General features: G+C 46.4%; 19 protein-coding genes and 3 pseudogenes. 6 read left to right on the top strand and 16 right to left on the bottom strand.

Features of this window, described 5'->3' with window-relative positions; translation table 11 throughout:
• Window positions 1-108: 108 nt before the first annotated feature.
• The 5 genes from LBPC_RS04955 to LBPC_RS04935 all read left to right on the top strand — a co-directional run bounded on the left by LBPC_RS04955 (window position 109) and on the right by LBPC_RS04935 (window position 5,583).
• On the top strand, window positions 109-1,170 hold the full coding sequence (locus LBPC_RS04955) for an ABC transporter ATP-binding protein (RefSeq protein WP_003593952.1): 1,062 nt from the start codon (window positions 109-111) through the stop codon (window positions 1,168-1,170).
• A complete protein-coding gene (locus tag LBPC_RS04950; RefSeq protein ID WP_003564323.1) occupies window positions 1,160-2,053 on the top strand; it encodes a carbohydrate ABC transporter permease in 894 nt (297 codons plus the stop codon). The genes LBPC_RS04955 and LBPC_RS04950 overlap by 11 nt, the downstream gene beginning before the upstream one ends.
• Window positions 2,054-2,068: 15 nt before the next feature.
• Entirely contained in the window at window positions 2,069-2,890 is an 822-nt protein-coding gene (locus LBPC_RS04945; RefSeq protein ID WP_003569669.1) for a carbohydrate ABC transporter permease, read from the top strand.
• A gap of 9 nt (window positions 2,891-2,899) precedes the next feature.
• Window positions 2,900-4,213, top strand: coding sequence for an ABC transporter substrate-binding protein (locus LBPC_RS04940; protein WP_003564318.1), 1,314 nt, complete (start codon window positions 2,900-2,902; stop codon window positions 4,211-4,213).
• A gap of 128 nt (window positions 4,214-4,341) precedes the next feature.
• Window positions 4,342-5,583, top strand: coding sequence for an MBL fold metallo-hydrolase (locus LBPC_RS04935; RefSeq protein ID WP_003661292.1), 1,242 nt, complete (start codon window positions 4,342-4,344; stop codon window positions 5,581-5,583).
• A 393-nt stretch (window positions 5,584-5,976) separates the two neighbouring features.
• On the opposite strand, the gene LBPC_RS04930 is transcribed toward LBPC_RS04935, so the two are convergent.
• The 7 genes and pseudogenes from LBPC_RS04930 to LBPC_RS04905 form a co-directional block, all read right to left on the bottom strand.
• On the bottom strand, window positions 5,977-6,165 hold the full coding sequence (locus LBPC_RS04930; protein WP_003584032.1) for a helix-turn-helix transcriptional regulator: 189 nt from the start codon (window positions 6,163-6,165) through the stop codon (window positions 5,977-5,979).
• The gene (locus tag LBPC_RS04925) at window positions 6,155-6,457 is read right to left on the bottom strand and encodes a hypothetical protein (protein WP_003593947.1); all 303 of its coding nucleotides are present in this window, start codon (window positions 6,455-6,457) and stop codon (window positions 6,155-6,157) included. The genes LBPC_RS04930 and LBPC_RS04925 overlap by 11 nt, the downstream gene beginning before the upstream one ends.
• Window positions 6,458-6,766: 309 nt before the next feature.
• Window positions 6,767-6,959 (bottom strand): annotated as a pseudogene (locus LBPC_RS16390) (hypothetical protein); the annotation flags it as partial.
• A 4-nt stretch (window positions 6,960-6,963) separates the two neighbouring features.
• A complete protein-coding gene (pgmB, locus tag LBPC_RS04920) occupies window positions 6,964-7,656 on the bottom strand; it encodes a beta-phosphoglucomutase (RefSeq protein WP_016365854.1) in 693 nt (230 codons plus the stop codon).
• A complete protein-coding gene (locus tag LBPC_RS04915) occupies window positions 7,649-9,910 on the bottom strand; it encodes a glycoside hydrolase family 65 protein (RefSeq protein WP_003661298.1) in 2,262 nt (753 codons plus the stop codon). Before LBPC_RS04915 ends, pgmB begins: the two co-directional genes overlap by 8 nt.
• A gap of 140 nt (window positions 9,911-10,050) precedes the next feature.
• Window positions 10,051-11,796: a glycoside hydrolase family 13 protein gene (locus LBPC_RS04910; RefSeq protein ID WP_003661300.1), complete on the bottom strand. Its 1,746-nt coding sequence runs from the start codon at window positions 11,794-11,796 to the stop codon at window positions 10,051-10,053.
• Window positions 11,793-13,118 (bottom strand): annotated as a pseudogene (locus LBPC_RS04905) (alpha-amylase family glycosyl hydrolase); the annotation flags it as partial. The gene LBPC_RS04910 and the pseudogene LBPC_RS04905, both read right to left, overlap by 4 nt.
• 102 nt (window positions 13,119-13,220) lie before the next feature.
• Here LBPC_RS04905 and LBPC_RS04900 point away from each other — a divergent pair.
• Window positions 13,221-14,237: an IS30 family transposase gene (locus LBPC_RS04900; protein ID WP_003596308.1), complete on the top strand. Its 1,017-nt coding sequence runs from the start codon at window positions 13,221-13,223 to the stop codon at window positions 14,235-14,237.
• Between the two features lie 58 nt (window positions 14,238-14,295).
• Here the strand turns inward: LBPC_RS04900 and LBPC_RS04895 are convergent.
• The 9 genes and pseudogenes from LBPC_RS04895 to LBPC_RS04855 form a co-directional block, all read right to left on the bottom strand.
• A pseudogene (locus LBPC_RS04895) lies at window positions 14,296-14,661 on the bottom strand (alpha-amylase family glycosyl hydrolase); the annotation flags it as partial.
• 203 nt (window positions 14,662-14,864) lie between these two features.
• The gene (locus tag LBPC_RS04890; protein ID WP_003593921.1) at window positions 14,865-15,818 is read right to left on the bottom strand and encodes a LacI family DNA-binding transcriptional regulator; all 954 of its coding nucleotides are present in this window, start codon (window positions 15,816-15,818) and stop codon (window positions 14,865-14,867) included.
• A gap of 397 nt (window positions 15,819-16,215) precedes the next feature.
• Window positions 16,216-16,689, bottom strand: a complete 474-nt coding sequence (gene smpB / locus LBPC_RS04885) for an SsrA-binding protein SmpB (RefSeq protein ID WP_003564285.1) — start codon at window positions 16,687-16,689, stop codon at window positions 16,216-16,218.
• A 31-nt stretch (window positions 16,690-16,720) separates the two neighbouring features.
• Window positions 16,721-19,090, bottom strand: a complete 2,370-nt coding sequence (gene rnr, locus LBPC_RS04880) for a ribonuclease R (protein ID WP_003661305.1) — start codon at window positions 19,088-19,090, stop codon at window positions 16,721-16,723.
• A 1-nt stretch (window position 19,091) separates the two neighbouring features.
• On the bottom strand, window positions 19,092-19,826 hold the full coding sequence (locus LBPC_RS04875) for an alpha/beta hydrolase (protein WP_016365966.1): 735 nt from the start codon (window positions 19,824-19,826) through the stop codon (window positions 19,092-19,094).
• 242 nt (window positions 19,827-20,068) lie between these two features.
• Window positions 20,069-20,305 (bottom strand): preprotein translocase subunit SecG, encoded by a 237-nt coding sequence (secG, locus tag LBPC_RS04870; RefSeq protein WP_003564279.1) that lies wholly within the window; start codon window positions 20,303-20,305, stop codon window positions 20,069-20,071.
• Window positions 20,306-20,490: 185 nt separating this feature from the next.
• Window positions 20,491-22,062, bottom strand: coding sequence for a ClC family H(+)/Cl(-) exchange transporter (locus tag LBPC_RS04865; RefSeq protein ID WP_003564276.1), 1,572 nt, complete (start codon window positions 22,060-22,062; stop codon window positions 20,491-20,493).
• Between the two features lie 88 nt (window positions 22,063-22,150).
• On the bottom strand, window positions 22,151-22,507 hold the full coding sequence (locus LBPC_RS04860; protein ID WP_003593913.1) for a hypothetical protein: 357 nt from the start codon (window positions 22,505-22,507) through the stop codon (window positions 22,151-22,153).
• Window positions 22,508-22,512: 5 nt separating this feature from the next.
• On the bottom strand, window positions 22,513-23,775 hold the full coding sequence (locus LBPC_RS04855) for an MFS transporter (RefSeq protein WP_016376990.1): 1,263 nt from the start codon (window positions 23,773-23,775) through the stop codon (window positions 22,513-22,515).
• Between the last annotated feature and the right edge of the window lie 290 nt (window positions 23,776-24,065).

Raw genomic sequence — 24,065 nt, 5'->3', positions numbered from 1 at the left:
ACAATATCTTGTTCCAAATTTTCTCTTTGCGCGTTCTTACAGCCTTTGTTGCTGGAGACCGACGAACGGAGGTGAGGAGCAGAAAACTATTTGAAGGAGCGTACTGGGTTGAAAGTTACTTTCAAGGACGTCACGATGTCCTACGATGGCAAGACAGATACCCTGAAGGATCTGAACTTTACCATTCCCGATGGCACGCTGGTTTCCCTGCTGGGTCCTTCCGGCGGCGGTAAAACCACGACCCTAAATCTCATTTCCGGATTGTTGTCCCCAACCGCTGGGCAAATCTTTTTTGGTGATACAGATGTGACTAAAAAAGATGCCTTAGCGCGTAAAGTTGGGATGGTATTTCAGAACTACAGTCTGTATCCGCATTTGTCAGTGTTGGACAATATCGCCTTTCCACTGAAAATGGCCAAGGTCAGCAAGGCTGAACGGCACGCCAAAGCCAAGGATCTTGCCAAACTGGTTCATGTTGAGGATCAGCTTGATAAGAAACCAGGGGCACTTTCTGGCGGCCAGCAACAGCGTGTCGCTATCGCACGTGCCTTAGCCAAGTCCCCTAGCCTATTGTTGCTAGATGAACCGTTGTCAAACCTTGACGCCCGGCTTCGAATTGAGATGCGCGAAGAAATTCGCCGAATTCAACGCGAAACCGGTGTTACCACGATTTTCGTGACCCATGACCAAGATGAAGCATTGCACATTTCTGATAACATCATGGTTTTGGCAAATGGTTCGATACAACAGTTCAGTTCCCCCCAAAAACTATACGAGCGACCGAACAATTTGTTCGTTGCTAAGTTTATCGGTGAGCCTGTGATCAACACCTTGCCAGCACAAGCGTTGACAACTGATCTAGCTAGCGCTGTGTCAGAAGATATTTTGAAGCAGGCAGTCACCGCAGGGATCCGTAGTGAAGCCATCATCCCTTATGATGCCGGCGACAATGTCCTAGCCAAGCTTCATGGCAAGATCACGCAAAGTTCTAAATATGGGCGGGAAGCTACAGCCGATATTACTTATAACGGCGAGCACCTGTTGTCAACAGAAATGGCTGGTGTCGCAGCTAATCAACCAGATCTGGATTTCTATCTCACCAAGTCGGGTTTCTTTCTTTTTGACCAATCCGGCGCCTTGATTTTTGGTGGTGAAAGTCATGCTGAATGAAAAAGCAAGCCTAAAATCGACCGCCAAAGCAGCGCTGTATTTGCTGCCAATGCTGGTGATTACCATCACCTTCAATATCTGGCCGATTATTAACTCATTTCTGATGAGTTTGTACACGAAGTATGATTTTTATACTGATAAGGTCAGTGCTTGGGGCTTTGATAACTTTGTTTATCTTTGGAATGATCCTGATTTTCACTTGGCTGTGCGGAATACGCTGGTTTTTGTTGTCGGCGTGGTTCCGATCACTGTCATTTTATCCTTGATCATTGCCTTATTGCTAAACCAGGTGAAGATCATCTCCGGTTTCTTCAGAACCGTCTATTTCCTTCCGTTTGTCACCAGTACTGTGGCGATTGCGATGGTTTGGAATTGGATGTTCCACAGTAACTATGGGCTGATCAACTACTTTATGGGCTGGTTTGGTATCCATCCCATTAACTGGCTGACTGATCCGCATTATGCACTGCTGGCGCTGATCATTATGAGTATTTGGAAAAGTCTGGGCTTCAACATCATTCTTTTCTTGGTCGGTCTCAACAACATTGACCACGGGTATTACGAAGCCGCTGAAATCGATGGCGCCAACGCGCGTCAGCGATTTTGGAACATCACGATCCCGATGCTATCACCAATCACTTTCTTGGTTTCAGTTAACGGGATCATCGGCAGCTTCAAGGTGTTCGATGAAATCTTCGCCTTGTTCCAAGGCACGCCCGGACCAGGTAAAGCTGATTTGACAATTGTTTACTATCTGTACCAGAAATTTTATACCGAGTACAAGTATCCAATTGCTGCTGCGTCTGGGGTTGTGCTTTTCTTCCTCATCCTGCTAGTGACACTCGTGCAGTTGTGGTATTCCCGCAAGCACGTTCATTACTAAGGAGGAGGCAAAAACATGGCTAAAAAAATCAGTAAAATTCTGCTTTACCTGATTGTCATTTTAGGCGCGATCACCATGCTGATCCCCTTCTTATGGATGATCTCCACATCACTTAAAACGGCACCGGAAACGATTGCCGTTCCACCGATCTGGATCCCTAAGGTTCTACAATGGGGTAACTACGTCAAGGCGTGGAACGAAGCACCGTTTGGACAGTATTTCATTAATAGCACGATCGTCACTGTTATCACAACGGTCGGGCAGCTCTTTACCAGTATTCTTGCCGCTTTTGCTTTCGCTCGATTGAAGTTTTACGGCAAGAACCTCTTGTTCATTATTTTCCTCGGAACCATGATGATTCCAGGTGAAATGTTAATCATCCCTAACTTCGTGACCTTGTCACACTTAGGGCAAATTGACCATTACGGCGCTTTGATTCTGCCGTGGTTGGCCAGCTTCTTCACCGTTTTTACCTTGCGTCAGACTTTCCAATCAACACCGAATCAGATCTACTACGCTGCTAAAATCGACGGTGCGTCCGATTGGAAATATTTGTGGCAAGTGCTTGTCCCAATGAGCAAGTCAACGATTACCGCGGTCACCGTTCTTCAGGTGATTGGCTCATGGAATGCCTTCATGTGGCCATTGATCGTTACGAACTCTGACAAGATGCGTACCTTGCCAGTCGGCTTGCAGGCCTTCACGACCGATGCCGGCACGCAATATCAACTTCTGATGGCCGCTTCCACATTCGTCATCATTCCAATGGTTGTTTTGTATATCTTCTTGCAGAAGTACATTATTGCTGGGATTTCTAAAGCTGGATTGAAAGGATAATCTACCAAAATGAAAAAGCAAACTTGGGTAAAAGCATTACTTGCAATGTTCACCGTCGTTCTTGTCGCTGTTTTGACGGCTTGCGGCAGTAACAGCAGCAGCAAATCGAGTTCAAGCACCAAGAGTGATTCGGGCAAACGGGTGACGATCACTTTTTGGCACGGCATGAACGGTCCTTACCAAAAGGCTCTTGATCAAATCATCAATGATTTCAATAAGAGTCAGAAACAGTATAAAGTTGTCGGCACCGCGCAAGGTAACTACACCGCCTTGCAACAAAAGATCATGGCTGCAGCAAAATCTCGCAACCTGCCAACCATTGCCCAAACAACTTACACCACTGTTCCTGACTACGTGAAAAATGGTTTTATTTCCCCGCTTGATCAATACATGCTCAAAGGCGACGACAAGATGAGCAGCAGCGACTTGAAGGACATCTACCCAGCCTTCTTGTCCAGCTCCAAGTATCAAGGCAAGTATTACAGCGTGCCATTCTCCAAGTCCACACGTATTCTTTTCTACAATGAAGCACTGATGAAGAAATACAATATTGCCAAGCCAACCAGCTGGGAAGACATCAAAAAAGATGCCGATAAACTGAAGGCAGACGGTATTGCCGCTATTGGTTTCGATAAGAGTTTTGATATGGAATTTGAAGGTCTGGCACGTCAGGCTGGCAATCCGTTAGTTTCAGCTGACCCGCTGAAAGCTAACTTGGATAGCAAGAAAACCTTAACTGCTGCTAACTTCATTATGGACATGGTTAACAGCGGCGAAGCCAAGACTGCCGGCGAAGACATTTACGGCGATAAGAACTTCACCGCTGGTAAAACACTCTTTTATGCCGGTTCAAGTGCTGGGATCACCAACATGAAGCAAAATGCACCGAAAGACTTCAAGTGGGGCACAATGCCGCTACCAAGCTACAAAGGCAAAAAGGCAACCGAACTTGCCGGTAATGATATCGTCCTCTTCAAGTCCGCATCTAGCGATAAGCAAAAAGGCGCTTGGGCATTCATGAAGTACCTGCTTTCTGAGAAGGAAACTTCCAAGTGGGCCCAATTGACTGGTTATGTGCCACTGCGTAAGTCCGCTGTTAAATCTGCTGACTTTAAGAAATATCTGAGTGCTAACCCAACTAGCCAAGCTGCAGTTGATTCTTTGGGCTTTGGCTTCCAGTCCACCGCTTTCATCGGCTTCTCAGAATATCGTAACGATCTTCTTAATGCGGTTGATGCGATGCTGACTAAGCATGAAAAACCAGATCAGGCTTTGAAGACACTTCAGGGTCAAACTGAAACCATCATCAAGACAAACAAGTAATTGTTTGCTCCGCCTTGATCTTTGCCGAATCAGCTATGTGCTGATTCGGTTTTTGTTTGCTTTTCGGTAGCCGGCGGGGTACGCTTTAGTGTTCTCAAAATGATATTGAAACAATTGGAGGTAACACTGTGACAACAATTCGCTTTTTAAATGGGTTAAACACCATCGGCGGCAACATCGTCGAATTCGCAACTAAAACCAGCCGCGTTATCATGGACTTCGGCGTGGCTGCTGATCTCAGCAACGAAACAGTCAGCTCTGCCATCGATAATGGTAAATTGCCGCATGTGCCGGAACTATTTTTTGATCAACCAGACGTTTACACACATGAGGCCATCTTTATCTCACATCTGCACATTGACCACATGGGTGCATTGCAATATTTAAAGAAACCGATTCCGATTTATCTTTCGGAACCATCCTATAAGCTCTATCAACTGTTAATCAAACTAGGCATCGAAAAGCCAGTTGCAAATCTGCATCCCCTTGCCTATGAACAGCCCATAACCATTGGTGACCTCACCGTAACAGGCTTCCACAGTGATCACGACGAGCCGGGCGTCATGGCGCTCCTAGTCGATGACGGCTCACGACGCTATGCCCATTCCGGTGATGTCCGGTTAAATGGCCCGCATGCTGAACGGGTTCATGCCTGGGCCAAGCGATTTAACCAAGAAAAGCTAAGCTTGTTTATGTTGGAAGGCACCAGCTTCTCTTTTGACACAGCTGCCCCTGTTGAAGATCAGGATCACCCCAGCATCCCATTGACCGAAATGAGCCTGCAGAAGCAATTTCAGACAGTGCTGGCGGAAAGCCCGACGCTTGTCGTCATCAATCCTTACATCCGCAATTACGAGCGTCTGGCGGGTTTTCAGGCCAGTGCACACACTGCCGGCCGTCAATTGGTGTGGGAACCTGATGACGCGGCTGTGCTGACCACCATGACCGATCAAAAACCCGATGCTATTCTTGGTCAAACAATCAGTCTGACGGACATTGCCCGTGATCCCCAACACTATGTCCTGCAAAATAGTTTTGACCATCTGGAACGACTGACTGACATGCCCATCACGACCTACATCCACAGTAACGGCGAGCCACTAGGCGATTACGACCCGCGGTTTGCGCAACTCAAAGACTGGCTAGAAGCGCATCACATCCCCTTGCAGTTCATGAATGCCTCGGGTCATGCTAGCCGTGAGGATTTAATTACTTTGGCGAAAGAAGTCAATCCTCGAACCATTGTGCCATGGCATAGCTTCCATCCGGAACGCGAAGCCGAAGCCTTGGATACCCAAACAAATGCCGCTGTGGTGCTTCCTGAAAGAGATTTGTACTATGATTTTGATGAGTTAAATGAAGAGGAGTAATCGTCAGCAGTAGTTGCTTCTTCAGTTTCTATCTAGAACTTATGATTTGTTAGATGCGGGATGATTTGGCACAAGCGTCAGACAAAAACGACTCCTGCCGTGCCAAACTCCGCAATCTCCGGCCAGATGGGGCTGGAACGCGGTGACGGCGCTTCGAGCCCAAAAACCGGTCTCGAAGTCGCCTAACAACATCAGCTCAAAAGCCCTTCGCTGTGTTGTTTGCACGGCTGAGCCCCATCTGGCCTCCGATTGCTCCGCCTTGGCACTGGAATCTTTAAACTATGACCTTTGATCTACAGTAAAACGAAAGAAGAGTGACTTTTCCGCCGCATACATGCGGTGATCGGAAAAAGTCACTCTTCTTTTTGTAGCCTTAAATAATTTTCAGCTTCTCTAATGTTGAAACAGTTGATCCACAGTCGTCTCCAAGCGTTCTGCAAGTGCGAAGGCTAAGGAGAGTGTTGGGTCGTATTTATTATTCTCGATGGCATTAATCGTTTGCCGGGTTACATTCACTGCGTCAGCCAGTTCTTGCTGGGTTAATTGTTGGCGCATTCTGAGTACGTGGATATTATTTTCCATGGAACATCAATCCAATCATGCCTAAGGTTAGCACAACAGCAACAATGACAATCGTGCCAATTAACACCCTTCCCGGTTCTTTATCAGTCTTATCTGCTCGATGTTTAAGCCACAAAAAACTAGCAATCTGGACACCCACTGCAACGTTTACCACAACAGAAATAAAATCAAATTTTCCATAATGCATCACGTGGAAAAATTCGTAAATGAATAATGTGAAAATCATGAAAGCCCAAGAGTATCTAATCGATTGATCTCTGAATTTAAGCTCCATCTCATCCATTTTCTTCATGATAATCGCCCCTTTAATGTCAAACTCTTTTGACACCTTCAGTATAATACCAACTCTTTAAGTGTCAAAACATTTTGACTTTTCAAGACACAAAAAGAGATTTCAGAGGCATTTATATTTACAAAATAAAGAGAAATGATTTTTAACAAAACTTGAAAACCATTTCTCTTTCATTTCTTATACTTAACCTGATATCACTTAAAGATCATAGTGCCGAGCCGGAGCAATTGTACGCCAGATTGGAAAGCGCTCATCAATTAGAAAAGTCGGTGCATCTCTGACCATAGCTCGCCCTAATGCCACCCGTTACCGCTGGCTGTCAGACAAGTCTGCTGGTTTATGGGCCAAAAACTCTGTCAGGCCAAGAATATCAGCCGCAGCCAGACAGCCCGACAAAGACAATGAACTCCTTATTCTTAATGTGCAGATCGAAATCTTTGACAGAATCTTGTGCGGCATTCGGGTACTTCTTATAAAGATGGTTCAAATCAATCTCAACCATGACATCATCCATCTCCTTTCTTATTCAACGCGTTTTGCCATTTTGTGAAGGCTGTCGTGATTGATTTGAGTCGCAATAAGCCTGTGTTTGCCACGAAATAATCAGCAGCTGCGAGCGCCTTGGCATCGCCGATGCCCACCGAAAACTGACCAGCAGCATTAATTGCTGCAATACCAGCAGATGCATCTTCAAAACTCACCACTTCATCTGCTTGCAATTGCAACAAGTTCTGCGCTTTGATGAAAATTTCAGGATCTGGCTTCCCGCGATGCAGACTAGCTGGATCAACAATCGCATCAAATTGATCAAATAACTTCAATTGACGCAAAATAGTCGGTGCATTTTTTGAAGCAGATGCGATTGCCAATTTTAAATGCCTTGCCTTGGCGTCCGATAAAAGTTGACTGATACCCGGCAGAATATCGGCTGGCGTCATATTGGCAATCAATTGAAGATAACGTCGATTTTTTTCATCTGCTAAGTTTTCTTTCTCAACTTCGGTATATTGCTTCTGTTGATCACCGTAATCGAGGATGATCGCTAACGAGTCCATTCGGGAACGGCCACGTAAAGCCTCATTTGCCGTAGCTGGCAGGGTAATCCCTAATTGTTTTGCCAACTCCCCCCAGGCGGCTAAATGATACTTAGCTGAATCGGTGACCACCCCGTCAAGATCAAAAATGAAGCCTTTAAGCATGGTCATCCCCCTTTTCCAAGTGCTTCAGCTCACCATTCACTTCAATATCAATTGACGGGCCGGCTAACAAGATCACGTTGACCTCCTCACTCACGTCCACTGCCAGCAAACGGCCACGATAATTGATTTTAAAGCTGAAGCGGTGCCATTCTTTTGGCAAAAATGGCTTGAATCGTAACCGGTCGTGATCATAGCGCATCCCCGCAAAGCCTTGGACGATTGATAACCAACTGCCGCTCATGGACGTAATGTGAAGCCCGTCATCAGTGTCGTTATTATAATTGTCCAGATCTAGACGCGCAGTTCGCGCATATAACGCCACGGCCTTTTCCGTTTTCCCTAATTCAGCTGCTAGGATGGCATGGATGGACGCACTTAATGAACTCTCGTGAACCGTCATCGGCTCATAGAAATCAAAATTGCGTTCTTTTTGTGCTTGGGTGAAGCGGTCATTGAGAAAATAAATGCCCTGCAAGACGTCAGCCTGTTTGATAAAAGGCGACCTTAAGATCCGATCCCATGACCAATGTTGGTTAATCGGCCGCTGGTCAGCAGGAATCGAACTGGCGGGTCGCAAATCTTTATCAAGAAAGGTATCGTGTTGAACAAAGATCCCTAATTCATCGTCAACGGGATAGTACATCCGATCAATAATATCTTGCCACTTAGCTTTTTCTTCTGCAGTCACCGCAAGTTTAGCGACCACGTCAGCATTCGCCTTGGACAGGCGCGCTAACGTGTAACTTAACGTCCACGATGCCATGGTGTTGGTATACCAGTTGTTGTTAACATTGTTTTCATATTCATTAGGACCGGTTACCCCGTGAATCATATACTGATTGGCACGTTTGCTAAAATGCACCCGGTCAGCCCAGAAACGGGCAATCCCCACCAAGACCTCAATACCATCACGGTTGACATAACTTTCATCGCCGGTATAAGACGTGTATTGATAAATCGCGAACGCAACTGCACCATTACGATGGATTTCTTCAAATGTGATCTCCCACTCGTTGTGACACTCGATGCCATTAAAGGTCACCATTGGGAACAAAGCACCGGCCAGTCCTTGCTGCTGTGCATTATGATACGCACCAGGTAATTGATCGTGGCGATATTGAAGAAGTGCTCGCGTCACATCTGGCGGCGTCACTGCCAGATACATTGGTACAATATAGGCTTCAGTATCCCAGTAAGTGGCACCGCCGTATTTTTCACCTGTAAAACCCTTAGGCCCAATGTTAAGGCGCTTATCTTCGCCATAGTACGTCATAAACAATTGCGCAATATTAAACCGAATGCCTTGTTGTGCGGCCGGATCGCCTTCAATGACCACATCACTTTGCTCCCAGCGTTGCGCCCAAAGCTGCGTATGGGCAGCCAGTTGTTCGGAAAAACTGTGTGTTTGTAATGTGGTCATCAAAGCTGCGGCTGTTTGCTGCTGATCAGAAGGCGCAACATCGCGGCTAGTAACCACAATGACATCCTTTTCCAGTTGATAAGTTTCGCCAGCTGCCAAATCAGCCACAATTTGTTCGTTTAGCCAGCCGTTGCCGGTCGTGACAACGCCTGTGACCGGTTGATGATTGACACGCAACTGTTGCTTCAATAGAACGGTGAATTGCGGTACATCGTAAGGATTTGGTTTAGTTTGCAATTGAATGGTTTTTTGAGTGGGATCCTCAGCTTGCGGTTCCCAAAACCGCTCATCATAGTTGCTATCTTCATTAGCGACACGACCTTCAAGTCCAGCATCAAATGTGATCGTTGCCTTACCGCTAAGCACAGTTGCTTTCACGTTAATCAAGGCTGCTTCCTTCACCACATTGCTCAAAAATCGTTGAAACTCAAACCGAACCTCAACCTGATCCCCTTCATAGATAAACTGCCGAGTTAACAATCCCTGATGTAAATCAAGTGCCAAATAGAAATCCCGAAAACTGTTTTTGGCCAAATCAACCGGTTGTTCATTCACTTTGATGCGAATTGGCAAAAAGCTGGGTGCATTGATTGCTTTGCCAAAGTACGCAGGATAGCCATTTTTCCACCAACCAACGCGGGTTTTATCCGGAAACCAAACACCACCGAGATAAGTTCCCGAAAGCTGATCCCCCGAGTACTGTTCCTCAAAATTCCCGCGCATGCCCATGTAGCCGTTACCAATTGCCGTCAAACTTTCTTGAAGCCGCTTGTCCTCTGGATGAAACTGATGGGTTGCAATCATCCACGGATCGACGGCAAATGTTCTTTTCATGTTCTTTTCATCTTCTCCACTTCTCCCTTGTGACCATTTTCTTTACGATAGTCATGGCAACAACCACTTAAAGGACACACTTTATTATAGATGAATGAAAGCGCTATACAATCGCAAAATGAATGTTACCGCTATCATAATTAGTTTACTACTACAACAAATCCTTTTGGAGCTAACTCATTTTGAGCAAACCTTTGATGCAAAACAGGTGCCGCCGTCAAAGGAACCGATGACGCTGTGGTATTGAAATATGCCGTCAGCGTTTCACGGCCGTGGCGCACAACCTTAATTAATCCAGAAGGTGTCACTTCTAATTTGGTCATACCACGCCCAAGGGTAGCCGCATGTTCACGACGAAAGCCGATGAGCTTCGCCACCCGTTGCCAAATTGGCTGACCTAATTTTGTCCAATCCATTGGTTTTCGATCATCAGGATCATTTTCCCCATCCATGCCCATCTCAGTTCCATAATAAAGACATGGCGTACCTGTCTGAAGAAAAGCAAAGGTCAATGCTTGCAACGCTAGATCAATGTCATCACCTGCTACCGTTAACAACCGCGGTGTATCGTGCGAATCTAACATATTTAACATCACTTGATTTGTCTGATCGCGGTAAAGCATCAATTGGTCCGTTAACAAAGCGGTCATCCCCGCAGCTGTCTGCTTACCGGTCAAAAAGTGGTCCTCTATTTGCTGCGTGAAGGCATAATTCATAACACCGGAAAATTCATCGCCATTTAACCAAGGTTGACTGCTATGCCAAACCTCGCCCAAAATATAAAAATCCGGTTTAATGGCGGTGACAGCGCTGTAAAATCTTTTCCAAAAATGATGATCAACTTCGTTCGCCACATCTAAACGCCAGGCATCAATATCAAATGCTTGAATCCAGTAAGTTGCCACTTGCAGTAGATAATCCTGAACCGCTGGATTGGCCGTATCTAACTTTGGCATTCGCGACTCAAACGCAAATGTATCGTATTGTGGCGCTCCCTCGCCTTTCAGGGGATTATGAAATGGCGTCAATGGATAATCATGAATGTGGAACCACGAAGCAAAGCGTGATTTTTTGCCATTTGCTAAGACATCCTGCCACTGCATGCTAGCAAAGCCCATGTGGTTAAACACGGCATCCAGCATGACGCGCATCCCGCGTTTATGGGCTTCATTAACCAACTTGGCAAACAGTGTCTTATCACCGAAATCCGGATCAATCGTTAAATAATCAATGGTGTCATATTTATGGTTTGAACTCGCGGTAAAGATAGGACAAAAGTACAGACCATTGACACCCAATGCTTGCAAATCATCTAAGTGATCCAAGACCCCCTGTAAATCACCACCATAGTAATCATCACGTCCAGGATGATCAGACGGTCGCCAAGGTTTCGTGCCAACAGGATCATTTGTGCTATCACCGTTGGCAAATCTTTCCGGAAAAATTTGGTACCAAACGGTTTCTTTCACCCAATCAGGCGTTTTCACCCGATCAATCTCGTGAAAATACGGCACACGAAAATAATTGCCGGTATCAATTCGCGCGGACTCTGTGTCTTTTCGCAATCCCCGATCACCAAATAACCATTTGCTACCGTCCTGTCCGGTCACTTCAAACAGGTACTGCAGACGTTGATAAGGCGCCTCCAAGGTCACTCCCCAATGATCAGCAACTTGACCTGTCCCTAGCTGACTCATCGGTTTGCGCTGATAACTCAACCGATATTGTTGATGCTGATCAAGCTCTTGCCAGTAAGGATCACCATACAAAACAACCACCTTGGCGACATCGTTTTGTGCCGTATGGAACCGCAAACGTAGCTTTTTATTGGTATATAAGAAACAATCTTCACTTTCTGGTCGATGAGACATAGCTGCTAAATTCATGGCTTAGCACGCTCCTTTTCCTGAATGAATACTGCTGCTGAATCGGCTGATAGTGTCAGTGTTTCTTCGCTCAGTGTCGCGTCACCGACGATTAGCACCGCTTGATAGTCACCGGCTGGCAATCTAAGGTTGACTGTTTTATCACTCAAAGCAACCGCCACAACGGCAATCGCCTTGTCTGTCTGGCGAAGATACACATAGCTGTCTGGCCCCGTGCTCAACAGTCGAAAACTGCCTGTTTGAAAGACTGACCGTTTCTTTAAAGCAATCAATTGCTTGTAAAATGCAAGGCTGCTGTGCGGATCATGTTGTTGTTCGGCAACATGCGTGCAGCTGCTGCGCTTGCCAACCAACCAAGGCGTGCCGCTCGTAAAGCCACTATTGGTTGTCGCATCCCACGTCATCGGCCCTCTCGCTGGCAACTTATGGGTCGCATTGACCATCGCTAACGCCGCCTCCTGGGTATACCCTGCATCCACAGCTGCTGCAATGAAACGCGGGACGCTTGGATCGGAAAAAGCTTTCGCATCAGGCAACGTGAGATTTTCAAGTCCTAGCTCTTCACCGTAATAGATGATTGGAATACCGCGTTGTAAATACATCAACACTGCCAGACTTCTCGCCTGAATCGCTGAATGGGCAACGCGCGTAGCCAGACGAGCCATATCATGATTGCCCCAATAAAGCGTCGGCAACGACACACCAGCAAGTGTTTGCTGCCAAACAACCTGTGTCTGTTTAAACTTTGCAAAATCCAAAGGTTTCGGCTGATACTGCGCTGGGATGCTGGTGTCAAGTTGCGTTGTATCTTCGGTAAAATATCGGAAAGTAATCACACTATCCATCAATTTGTTATGCTGGCTCGTGTAGTCAACAGCAAGATTGACATTTGCACTTGCCGCTTCCCCACGTATAAAGGTATTTGGAAAATCTGCCTTGATCTGAGCACAGAAGGGCCGCAACCACCGCTGAACATTGGGCAGATTAGCAAAAAACGGTTCTGCAATCACAGGCTCTTGTTGGCTTTCCGACGTTGGATAGTTTTGCGCCAGATCAACTTTGGCAATATGAATAAACGCGTCAAGCCGCAACCCATCAATTCCCTTGTTTAGCCAAAATTCAGCAACATCCCCCATCGCACGCCGAACCTCGGCATTGGCCCAATTCAAATCCGGCATGTGCTGATCAAATAAATGGAAATAGGATTGACCGGTACCGGCTGGATCAGGCGACCAAACCGAGCCGCCGAAGAAGCTTCCCCAATTATTTGGTCTTTTATGATGATGTCCAGAAAAAATATAATAATCACGATAAATACTTTTCCCCAGTTTACAATTCAAGTGCAACACCCTGACGACTAGACCATAAAGGCCATGAAGACCTATTCTTGTTAGTGCTAGCTAAACAAGAAAGCAGGAATCTTCATGACCCACTCTCAGACTAACACCCACAAGCATTACCAACAACTCAGTTTTAGCGACCGTGCTACAATTCAGGCCCTTCAGGCTGCTGGTGACACCGCGACCGTGATTGCACAGAAGCTTCATCGCAGTAAAGCGACAATCTCACGAGAAATCACGCGTGGATCTGTAACTCAGCTCGACTCGAAGCGTCACTCGCATCAAGTCTATCTTGCGGAAACTGCCCAAGCCATGCACGACCGTAAACGCGATAGAACCGGTCACTACGCCTTTCTTAAGACCGGCCGTGCGTTCTTCAAGGCTCTCGCCAGGGAGCTTACTCGTAAGCCGCGCGTACACAGCGTTGATAGCTTCGTACACTTCTATCGCGACCAGGGCAAGGCTTGCCCTTCAACGACAACTGTCTATCGCTACATCGACGCCGGGCTGCTTGAGCTAGACAACATGACACTTCCCAAGAAGCTCCGACGCCGCATCAAAGGCTATAAGAACGCCCACAAGCGCAAGAATAAGAAGATATACGGCGACTCAATCGAGTTGCGTCCTGCGGCCGTGAATGACCGCACAGGCGTGGGACATTGGGAAGGCGACTTGGTCAAAGGTATTCGCTTAGCTGATGAGCCAGCATTAATGACGCTCACAGAACGGTACAGCCGGACTGAGATCATCGTCAAGATTCCTGACTATCATGCGGGCACCTGCCTTAAAGCCTTGCAGGACACGATCGACGACTACGGGGCCAAGGAATTTGAGAGTATCACTTTTGACAATGGTTCCGAGTTTGCCAAGTTATCAGAGATTGTTGGAACCCAGATTTACTTCGCACATCCGTACTCGCCTTGGGAGCGTGGCACAAACGAGAACGCCAATGGACTGCTTAGGGAATTCTTCCCGAAAGGGAAGTCTCTCAGAGCAATTACCCTGGTTGAAATTCAAGCAGTCCAATCCGCACTGAACCATCGTCCCAGACGTATTCTGAACTATCTTCGCCCATGCGATTACTACCGATGCATGGCGTAACAGCCTAGACCACTATCAAGAATTCGTTATCATCGTTGCACTTGACTTGAAAATTGAGGCGATAAATACTTTTTACATTCCGGCTTGCATCTTGAAACCACGGGTGCTGATCTGATGTGTGGTTCAAAACAAAATCCAGGATGATACGGATACCCGCTTCATGAAGTTCATGAATCAAAGCCTGCATATCGGCCATCGTTCCCATTCGCTCATCAATCGCGTAATAGTTGGCGACATCATACCCATTATCGACTTGCGGTGATACAAACACAGGATTCAGCCAAACGGCGTTGATGCCTAAGTCCTGCAGATACGGTATGCGTTGCCGAATGCCGTTAAGATCCCCAATACCGTCGCCATCACTGTCCTGAAATGACTTCGGATAAATTTGATAAATAATCGCCTGATCATACCAAGTGCTCATGTGACCCGCCCCCTTTTCCAACTAGCATAGTGAAAGCGCACGCATGATACAAGTTAACTGCGTTTGTTACCGTTATCAAAATGAAGTGAAGAAAAGCCAACAATTTCCCAGCGGAAAATTGTTGGCCTGTTTGATAACTGTGAATGTTACCCCGACCTATCAGTAGACAAACTCATTTTGCCAGATCGGAATTCTATAATCACCTAAGTGCGTATCGTCCCGCGCAGCACTAATTTTGGCGGCACCAGTAGTTCACCTTGTTGTGCGCCTGACTGGGCGATTTTTTGCAAGAGCATCCGTGCTAATAGTTCACCAAGTTGCACCACCGGTTGTTTCACGGTGGTTAATTTTGGATTTGAAACTTGATCCAGAAAAACGCCATCAAATCCGATGACGCCAAAGTCGGTTGGAATTCGCCCACCATTTTGTTGAATCGCTCTGACCGCACCTAACGCGAGGCGATCACTTGCACAGATGAAAACAGTATTTCGCGCGAACTTTCGCCAATTTTCACTGATAAAATGTTGCGATTCGTGACTATGATTACCCATTCGATGAATCTGCGGTACTTTTTGATGTCTCTGCAAAGTATTGATATACCCTGCTTCACGCGAATATTCAAACGGTTCTCTCACATCAATACCAAGAAAAATAATCGATTGATAATTCTTGGCCAGCGCATATTCGGTTGCTTGCTGTTCGCCTAATTTATTGTCCGTATCAATAAAATCATAACCATGACGATTTTCCCCAAATAAAACAACCGGTTTCGCTAACTGATCAATCCATTGACAATCAGTCGACCGCGCACCCGTAATAATGTACCCATCGGCGTGATCCAAATCAAGATGCTCGCAATCTGTCACTAATTGCAAAGCATACTGCTGACGATCAAGTCCTCGGGCAATGCCGAATAGCAACGTCATGTAATAAGGTTCGGTCGTATCCACATCTTCAAGAATCAAAAACTTGATAACGTTAGTCCGATTATTGGCCAAAGCCTTCGCTGCAGAGTTAGGTCGATAATGCAAAATCGCCATTGCTTGTTCGACGAGTTGTTTTAACTCAGGCGTCACTTGCTCAGGATGATTGATGACACGGGACACGGTCATTTTTGAAACATTGGCTTCTTTCGCGACATCAGACAGTGTGACCACAAATGCTATCCTCCCTCCTCAACTGAAGTTCGTCGACAAAGGCATTGACCAACGACAGTCTCCTTGCCCTATTTTATATTAGTTCTTACTTAAGTAAAACCTTAGAAGGAAAAATCGCCATTTTATATAAATAAATAAGCAAAACAATGAAAAAGAAATCATTAGTCAATCAATAGTGTAATTATTTATATAACATCAACACTTTAGCTTGTTTAGAAATAAATGATAGCAAAACAAAAAGAGCATCGGGTTTCTCCCGATGCTCTTTACTGATAAAACTCAGTTGGCATAACGTCACCTAACCTGCACATCAGCGACATCATGATATTGCTGATGGACAAGCTAGAAGATCGATTTTTGATGCTCAGATCAGCATTAGCTTAATGCCACTGGGCGTTTAATACCGTGCCTTCAAAGCGCGCTGAACCTCGCGTTCCTGATCCTTGCGCTTTAAGGTTTCACGTTTGTCGTAGTTATGCTTCCCTTCAGCCACACCAATCAGAACCTTGGCATAGCCGTGTTTTAGATACATCCGCAACGGCACAAGCGTGACACCTTGGCGCGCTGTCATTTGACCTAACTTGCGAATTTCTCGTTTGTGCAAGAGCAGCTTGCGATTACGCATTGGGTCAACGTTGAATAAATTGCCCTCTTTATACGGACTAATGTGGACGTTTTCTAACCACGCCTCATTATTCCGAATTCGGGCAAAACCGTCACGTAAATTAAGTTTGCCATCACGCACGGATTTGATTTCGGTACCTGTCAGCGCAATACCGGCTTCGTAGGTATCAAGAATGTTGTAATCATGACCGGCCTTTTTATTCTGGGCGAGCAGGTTGTCAGGTTTTTGTCGATGTTTCTTCGCCATTGAACCATCCCCCTTTCAAAAGTTCCCAGCGTTATTTAGTGCCGCGCTTGGCATTATAGTGCTTGCCTTGATGTGGCGCACCAGCTGGTTTGCGTGGTCGATTGTTGTGTTGATTACGATTTGGCCCACCATGGTTATTATTGCCAAAACCAGGCTTGTTGCCATTTGGCCGACGTTCACGCCGGTCTTCTTTTTTGACGAACTTGCCCAGATCACTTGTTGGCGTATTTTCATCAGGAATCAATGAAAAGTCTACCTGTCGTTGATCAATATCAACATTATCAAGTTTAACTCGCAAAGACTGGCCAATTCGGTACGTGCGCTTGGTGCGTTCGCCAACTAAAGCCATCTGACTATCGATGAATGAATAATAATCATCGGTCATCCGCGTGATATGAACAAGCCCTTCTACGGTGTTCGGCAAAGCCACAAACATCCCAAAGCTCGTCACGCCGCTAACAACAGCATCAAATTCTTCGCCGACCTTATCAGCCATAAATTCAGCTTTCTTAAGATCGTCAACTGCACGCTCAGCGTCAATGCTCCGCCGTTCCGCCATGGATGCCTGAGCTGCAATATCTGGTAATTTCTTATTCCAGCTTGCCTTGATATCGTCGCCAGTGCCTTCAACCGCATAATCACGAATCAAGCGATGAGCGACCAAGTCAGGATAACGCCGAATTGGACTGGTAAAGTGGCAGTAATACTTTGCTGCCAAGCCAAAATGTCCAAGTGGATCTGGTGAATACCGAGCCTGTTTTAAACTCCGCAGCATTTTAACGCTCACCATTGCTTCTTCAGGCGTGCCGGTGACATCTGTCACAACATCCTGAAGTTGCTTTGGGGTGATTTCTTTGCCTTTTTTCATCGGCACGGTGATACCAAAACTAGCAATGAATTCCATGAATTCTTTAATGCGGTCGGCATCTGGTGTTTCGTGAACCCGGTATAAGAATGGTAAATGTTGCTTGTTGTAATGTTCAGCGACGGTTTCGTTAGCGGCCAGCATGAAGGATTCAATCATTCGTTCTGACACACCACGCTCACGCAGAACAATGTCTGTTGGGTGACCCATATCATCAACAATGATCTTGGCTTCGTTTTCTTCGAAGTCAATGGCACCTCGAGCATGCCGCATCTTGTAAAGAATTTGATGCAGTTGAACCATGTCTTCAAACATCGGCACAAGTTCCTGATACTCGGCCATCACTTCTGGGTCATGGTCGGTCACAATCTTGTTGACGTTGTTATAAGTCATCCGCGCATGGCTCTTGATGATGCTTTGATAAATCTCGTGATTAACCACGTGACCATCTTGATCAATTTCCATATCACAAGACATCGCCAAGCGATCAACGCCAGGATTCAACGAACAAATGCCATTAGACAGCCGGAATGGCAGCATCGGAATGACACGGTCGACCAGATACGTACTAGTCCCGCGATCAAACGCTTCTTTGTCCAACGCTGAGCCTTCTGTAACATAGTGCGACACGTCTGCAATATGCACACCAAGATGGAAGTTTCCGTTTGGCAATTTCCAAACGACAACGGCATCATCGAAGTCTTTACTGTCGTCGCCGTCAATCGTCACAACGGCTTGATCGGTGATATCTTTACGGTTCACCCGTTCTTCTGGGGTGACATGATCCGGGATATCATTAGTTTGAGTCATTACCTCATCAGGAAACTCAGTCTTGATATGGTTTTGCATCACTAATGACATAATATCCACACCGGGATCATTCTTATTTCCCAATGTTTCAACCACCATGCCATACATCAGCTTCGGATGGTGTTCATTAGGAAATTCCGTAATCTCGGTAACCGTCATGTCGCCTAATTGCGGCATGGTACCAGTGTCTTTGACATAAACCGGAAAATTCTTCAGTTTCTTCTCGTGGCTGACAACCATACCAATAAAACCAGACTTGGCCCGATCTTTGTCGGAAAATGGTTTGAATTCGCCTACAAGTGTCGTTAGGCTGCGTTCAACAACCTTAGTGATTTCGCCTTCTGGTCCACGCGTATCGTTTGGGCGTGCTTCACGGACGGTACGGACTTCAACGGTATCACCGTCCAAAGCAAAATCAGTGCTCGTTGACGGCACATAAACATCATTGTCCTGATCTTCAATCGCAACGAAACCAAACCCTTTTTCATTGCCATGGAAAATACCTGTCAACACTTTAGGCGTGCCGCCCCAAGCATAACGGCCTTCACTAATGGGATGGATTAAATTGTCATTTTCCATACCAGTTAAGGCTTGAACCAGCGTTTTAAAATCAGTGCCTTCGTTTAATTTCAAGGCACGACTCAGCGTCTGGACCGAATAATCAATCTTCGGATTTTTACGAAATGTTGCTAAAAGTTCATTACGAATATGGCCAACTGTGGTCATGCTATCCCTCGTTTTCTTGTTGCATAAATGCGATAACGTCTTGTTGTAGTGCGTGATGCGCCGAATTCACGGTGATCACATGTTTGGCATTGTCATACCAATGGAAATCTACTTGCGGTGCATTGATGAGTGCATCCCGTAGCTGATAGGCCAGCTGCCCATCAACTAATTCATCAGCACCGGCTTGGCCGATAAAGATCGGCTTATTAACTAAATACAGATCGGCGGCAACCCCAGTGGCGAAATTGTCAATCGCCGCCAGCTGGCCTGGTAAGTAAGCCAAAATCTGAGTACTTTCGTCCGGTACACCTGCCAAACGATTCATATATTGTGCGTATCTCAGAAACCCTGGCACGAGATGATGCTTGCCCGGTAAGATCGGCGATGAAAAAACGCCGCCAGCTGTGACACCGGGTAATATTTCCAAAGCTTTCATGGCGAAAATACCGCCGAGTGATAATCCAAAAACAAAAACACGGTCATACTTTGCTGTCATATGCGAAACAGCCGCGCTGGCCTCTGCCCACCAAATATCTGGGTTGCCCTTAGTCACAATATCCATTGGCTCAATGGTACCATGTCCCGTGAACAACGGCGCATACACGCCATACCCAGCCCGCTGCAAGGCCCGCCCCATGAAGTTCATGTCGTTTGGGCTGCCAGTATAGGCATGCAGCAAAACAACACCGGTATCAGTGCCCTCGTATTCGAATGGTTGCGGTTCACGAAAGATCATGATGGGTTTCATCCTTTGTGGCAAGTGGCTGGGTGGACAAGTGGAACTTCAATCTCTTGGTGAAAAGGCTCGATATTGCGGTGAAAAAACGGTTGTAGGTCTTGTCTATTGGCGGATAAAGTCAGCCTTGTCATATGGTTAGCTATTCCACCGCAGTTGCTGTCGAAACGCGTTTCCTGGCCCAGAAACCGGGCCAATGAACGCTCTGCAAAAAAAGTCTCCTGAGTACCAGGAGACTTTCGTTAATGGGCTTCCAGATATACCAGCGCGATTGCGAGGCCGAAGAAAATAACACCTAGTACAACGGTGACTTTCTCCATGAAAGCTTCGAAGCCGCGGGATTTCGTCTTCCCGAAAAGATCTGTTGCCCCACCGGACAATGCGCTTAACGCATCTTGTTGTTTGCTTGGTTGCATTAATGTTGCGATCACGATCAAAATCGAATCGATCACAAGAAATGTGGTCAATAAACTTTGCAAGTTGTTGCCTCCCTTGCGAAAAATCTCACCCTAGTAGTTTAGCATAAAAGCAACATAAAGGCGAACGCATTCTACCTAAAAGAGGCATCTTTGCTGAAATCCACCTTTTTAGCTACTTGAACCGTCTCACAGCAAGTAAAATAACTCACAATAAAAGCACGTCAACGTCCTGACAGATAACTTGCTCATGAGTTTTGGTGCGTTTTCCCCAACGCCGCCGATAGCGCATCAATCCGCCGCTTGACCCGAGCACGTTGGGTCGCATCCGTTAACAGCACCAACGTATCACCTTCACGGATCAAGGAATCACCATGTGGAATCACTTCCTGTTCGCCACGCCGGATTCCGATTAGTAATGCTTCTTTAGGCCATGGCATATCGCGGACCATTTTGCCATTCAAGGGACTGCCGAAGAAAACCGGTATTTCCAGTCGGTCGGGTCGATGAAGCTGTTGAACTGTTTTCGGCATTGTCATTTGCTCGAGTAACGCTTCATAGATCGGCGCACCGCCAAGCAAATCAACCACGAGATAAGCAGTTAACGATAGAACCGCTAACGGCATCAAATGCGTCAAATTACCAACCATCTCCGTTACCAATAGAATCGCAGTAAACGGTGCTTTTCCAATGCCAGCAAAGTAACCGGCCATTGAAAAAATGATTAAGTTCATGATATAGACGTGCGGCAATAAGCCGAGTTGATTCATGAAGACGCCATAAATGGCACCGATCACGGCACCCAAAGAAAGAATCGGCAGAAAAATGCCACCTGGTAATCCAGAACCATATGAAATCATTGAAAAAACGAAACGTACAACAAAAATTGCGATCAATACAAGCAAAGATGGCACATACTGGCCAAAACCGACAATCAAACCATTGCCACCACCAAGTAAGTTTGGTGCAAAATAGCCAACCAGAATCACCAGCAGAAACGGTACAATGCCTTGTAATGGCCGCGGTAAATGTGTCAAGTTGCGATACCACCGCGGCATCACCAACAAGATTCGCTGGTATAAGTACCCAAACAAGCCCAAAAGAATGCCTAGCAAAATTAAATGCCAATAACTCGATACAGGTAAACTACGCGAATAGCTTAAATGCAGCACCGGAACAAGTCCGAAAACATTCAGTGAAACAAAATCCGATCCAATTGCCCCAGCCAATGCCGTTAACCAAACAAGCGGTGAGAAATTATGATAAACCTCTTCTAAGACAAACAAGGTCCCAGCAATGGGTGCATTAAACGCCGCCGCCAAGCCAGCAGCGGAACCGGATGCAATTAACAATCGCCGATCAGTTCCTGATAGCTTGAACCCAGCAGCTAAACCTTGCCCGACTGAAGCGCCTAACTGAATCGACGGTCCTTCCCGTCCGAGAAACAACCCAGGCCCCAGCGCCAGAACACCGCCGACAAATTTTCGCCAGAGGATCGACCACCAGTGCATCTCCAATTCACCAGCCAATTGGCCTTCAACTTGCGGAATCCCAGAGCCAGAAATATAGGGCTCTTTCTTGAGAAGCCACGCCACGATTAACGCCAAACCAAGATTGACACCGATCAACAACGCCCATTGCCACCAGACAAACGGCGCTATTCGCAAGTGCCCATATACCAGCCGACTATAGCGCAGCCCTACTTCAATACAATAGCGAAACGCGCTGACAACAGTGCCGCTCATTAAACCAACGAGTAGTCCGAGTAGCACAAATCGCAGGCGAGTAACGTCAAATTTTTCTTTTACAGGTCGTGCCAAGTAATTCCCCTCCAGTACAACATGATCTCAGTATATACCTCTGGCTGGGAATCAAAAACGACTCAGTCACCCGAGTCAGCAAAACCAATTATTGTTTTTCTTGCCGAGCCACCCAAACCAACATTACACCGATTAACAAAGTGATAAGCGGAAATGGATATGTGGCCCATGTTTGGATCATGACGCTGGGAAAGGTCCAGGCTAACACGTTGTACAGCAAAGTTAGCACCAGTGTCAGCACATACCAGTAACGGTGCGTAGGATCCATGAACCAGCCAATCAACGCATAAATGATCAACCCGTATAAAAGCACAATCCCGATTAAAACAACTAAGGCGCCAAAAATCTGGCCAGATGCTCGCAAGCCGACATCCCACGTCATCCATAACATCGTCAATCCTAAAACAACTTCTAGCCGAGCAAACACGGTGAAAAATTTTTTCATACGATCTATCCCCTTTTAGTCAAATCTGATGACCCATCTGCTTGCAACTGGCGGTCATATTCACGGGTGATCTTCAAGCCGAACATAACGCCAGCGGCCAGTAACACGCCGATCCCTGCAACTACAAATAAAGTTGCGACACCAAAGCGATCGGCGATGGGACCAGCAAAGATCAAGCCGACCGGCCCTGGCAGACTCATTAGCGCATTCAAAATCCCCATAACCCGTCCGAGCGTCTCAGGAGCATAGCTTTGCTGATACATCGCGATCAGAGGCGTGTTGAAAAACGGCCAAGCTAAGCCAGCAACGCCATTCAAGATAAGAAACCATAAAAAGCCATTTTCAGTTCGTGGCAAAACACCACTTAATCCAAACGTCACGCCAATGACCACCATCCCCCAGACAATCGGATGAATACGATCACGAAAATGGCCAAAGACGCTAATGAGCAGGCCGCCAAGTAACGAGCCAGCAAAATAAACAACTTCAATCAACCCAGCTTGACCGACAGTGCCATGAAAATAACGCATGGTCATTAAAGGATACATACTAGCGGCTGGCATGAAGGCAAACGTCGTCAACATGCCAATTAAAGTCATATACCACAGGCCACGATTGCCTCGCAACAATTGCCACCCGACCTTGGCATCCTGCGCAACATGGACGGTTGTCCCGACCAAGCGATTTTCTGGAATACTAACGAACAACAGCAAGCTGACTCCTAGAATCGCACCTAAAACATCTAACAAAATCAAAAGCGGCATCGGCATCAGGCCAAAAAGGACAGCTCCCAGTGCCGGCGCAATAATCATGTTCGCCGAATTCACTACACCGAGTTGACCGTTCACGCGCGTCAACTGATCACCAGGGACCATGGTTGGCAAAATAGCCTGAATCGTCGGCATCTGGAATGTTTGTGCCAACGCCCGCACCAGCAACGACACAAAGATCAGCCAAACAGGAAAAAAGCCACCGAACTCGCCAACGGCACTCAAAATAAGTGCCACCATAGCGGCGACAATATCCGGTACAATCAACAACATTTTCTTGTTCAAGCGATCAATATAAGGCCCGACAAAAGGACTCAGCAAAATCGTCGGCAACATACCTAATAAAGTAGCAATGCTGAGAATCGTTGCAGAACCAGTTTTAGCCGTTAAGTGCCAAATGATCGCATACTGAACCGTCATACTGGTAATGCCAGAAAGAAATTGACCAAGCAAAAAGATAGCAATGTTTCGTTGCCAATGAGGTGGCGTCGTTTGCATAGAAAACTGTCCTTTCATTTGTGCTTATCCCTAGTATACAGAAAGGTGCACCCGACAACCGCGATTCAGTCTCACCGATTAAAAAATCCTGATTCTTTCAACCCAAGCGACCTCGCTAAAACCACGCCATTTGGTCGAAGCCACTTATGTTCCGGCTTCTAAGCGCTCCTGTTCGCGCACAATTAAACGCGCTCGCTGGCGCAGAAACCTGCATGTAAGGACCTTGAACTTACAAACTCTGGTTTCTAACCGCGCCAGCTCACGCTCCACAAAAAAAGCACGCTCCTTAA

Source organism: Lacticaseibacillus paracasei subsp. paracasei, assembly GCF_000829035.1.
GTDB classification, from domain to species: Bacteria; Bacillota; Bacilli; order Lactobacillales; family Lactobacillaceae; genus Lacticaseibacillus; species Lacticaseibacillus paracasei.
This window is presented reverse-complemented; position numbering and strand designations above follow the sequence as displayed.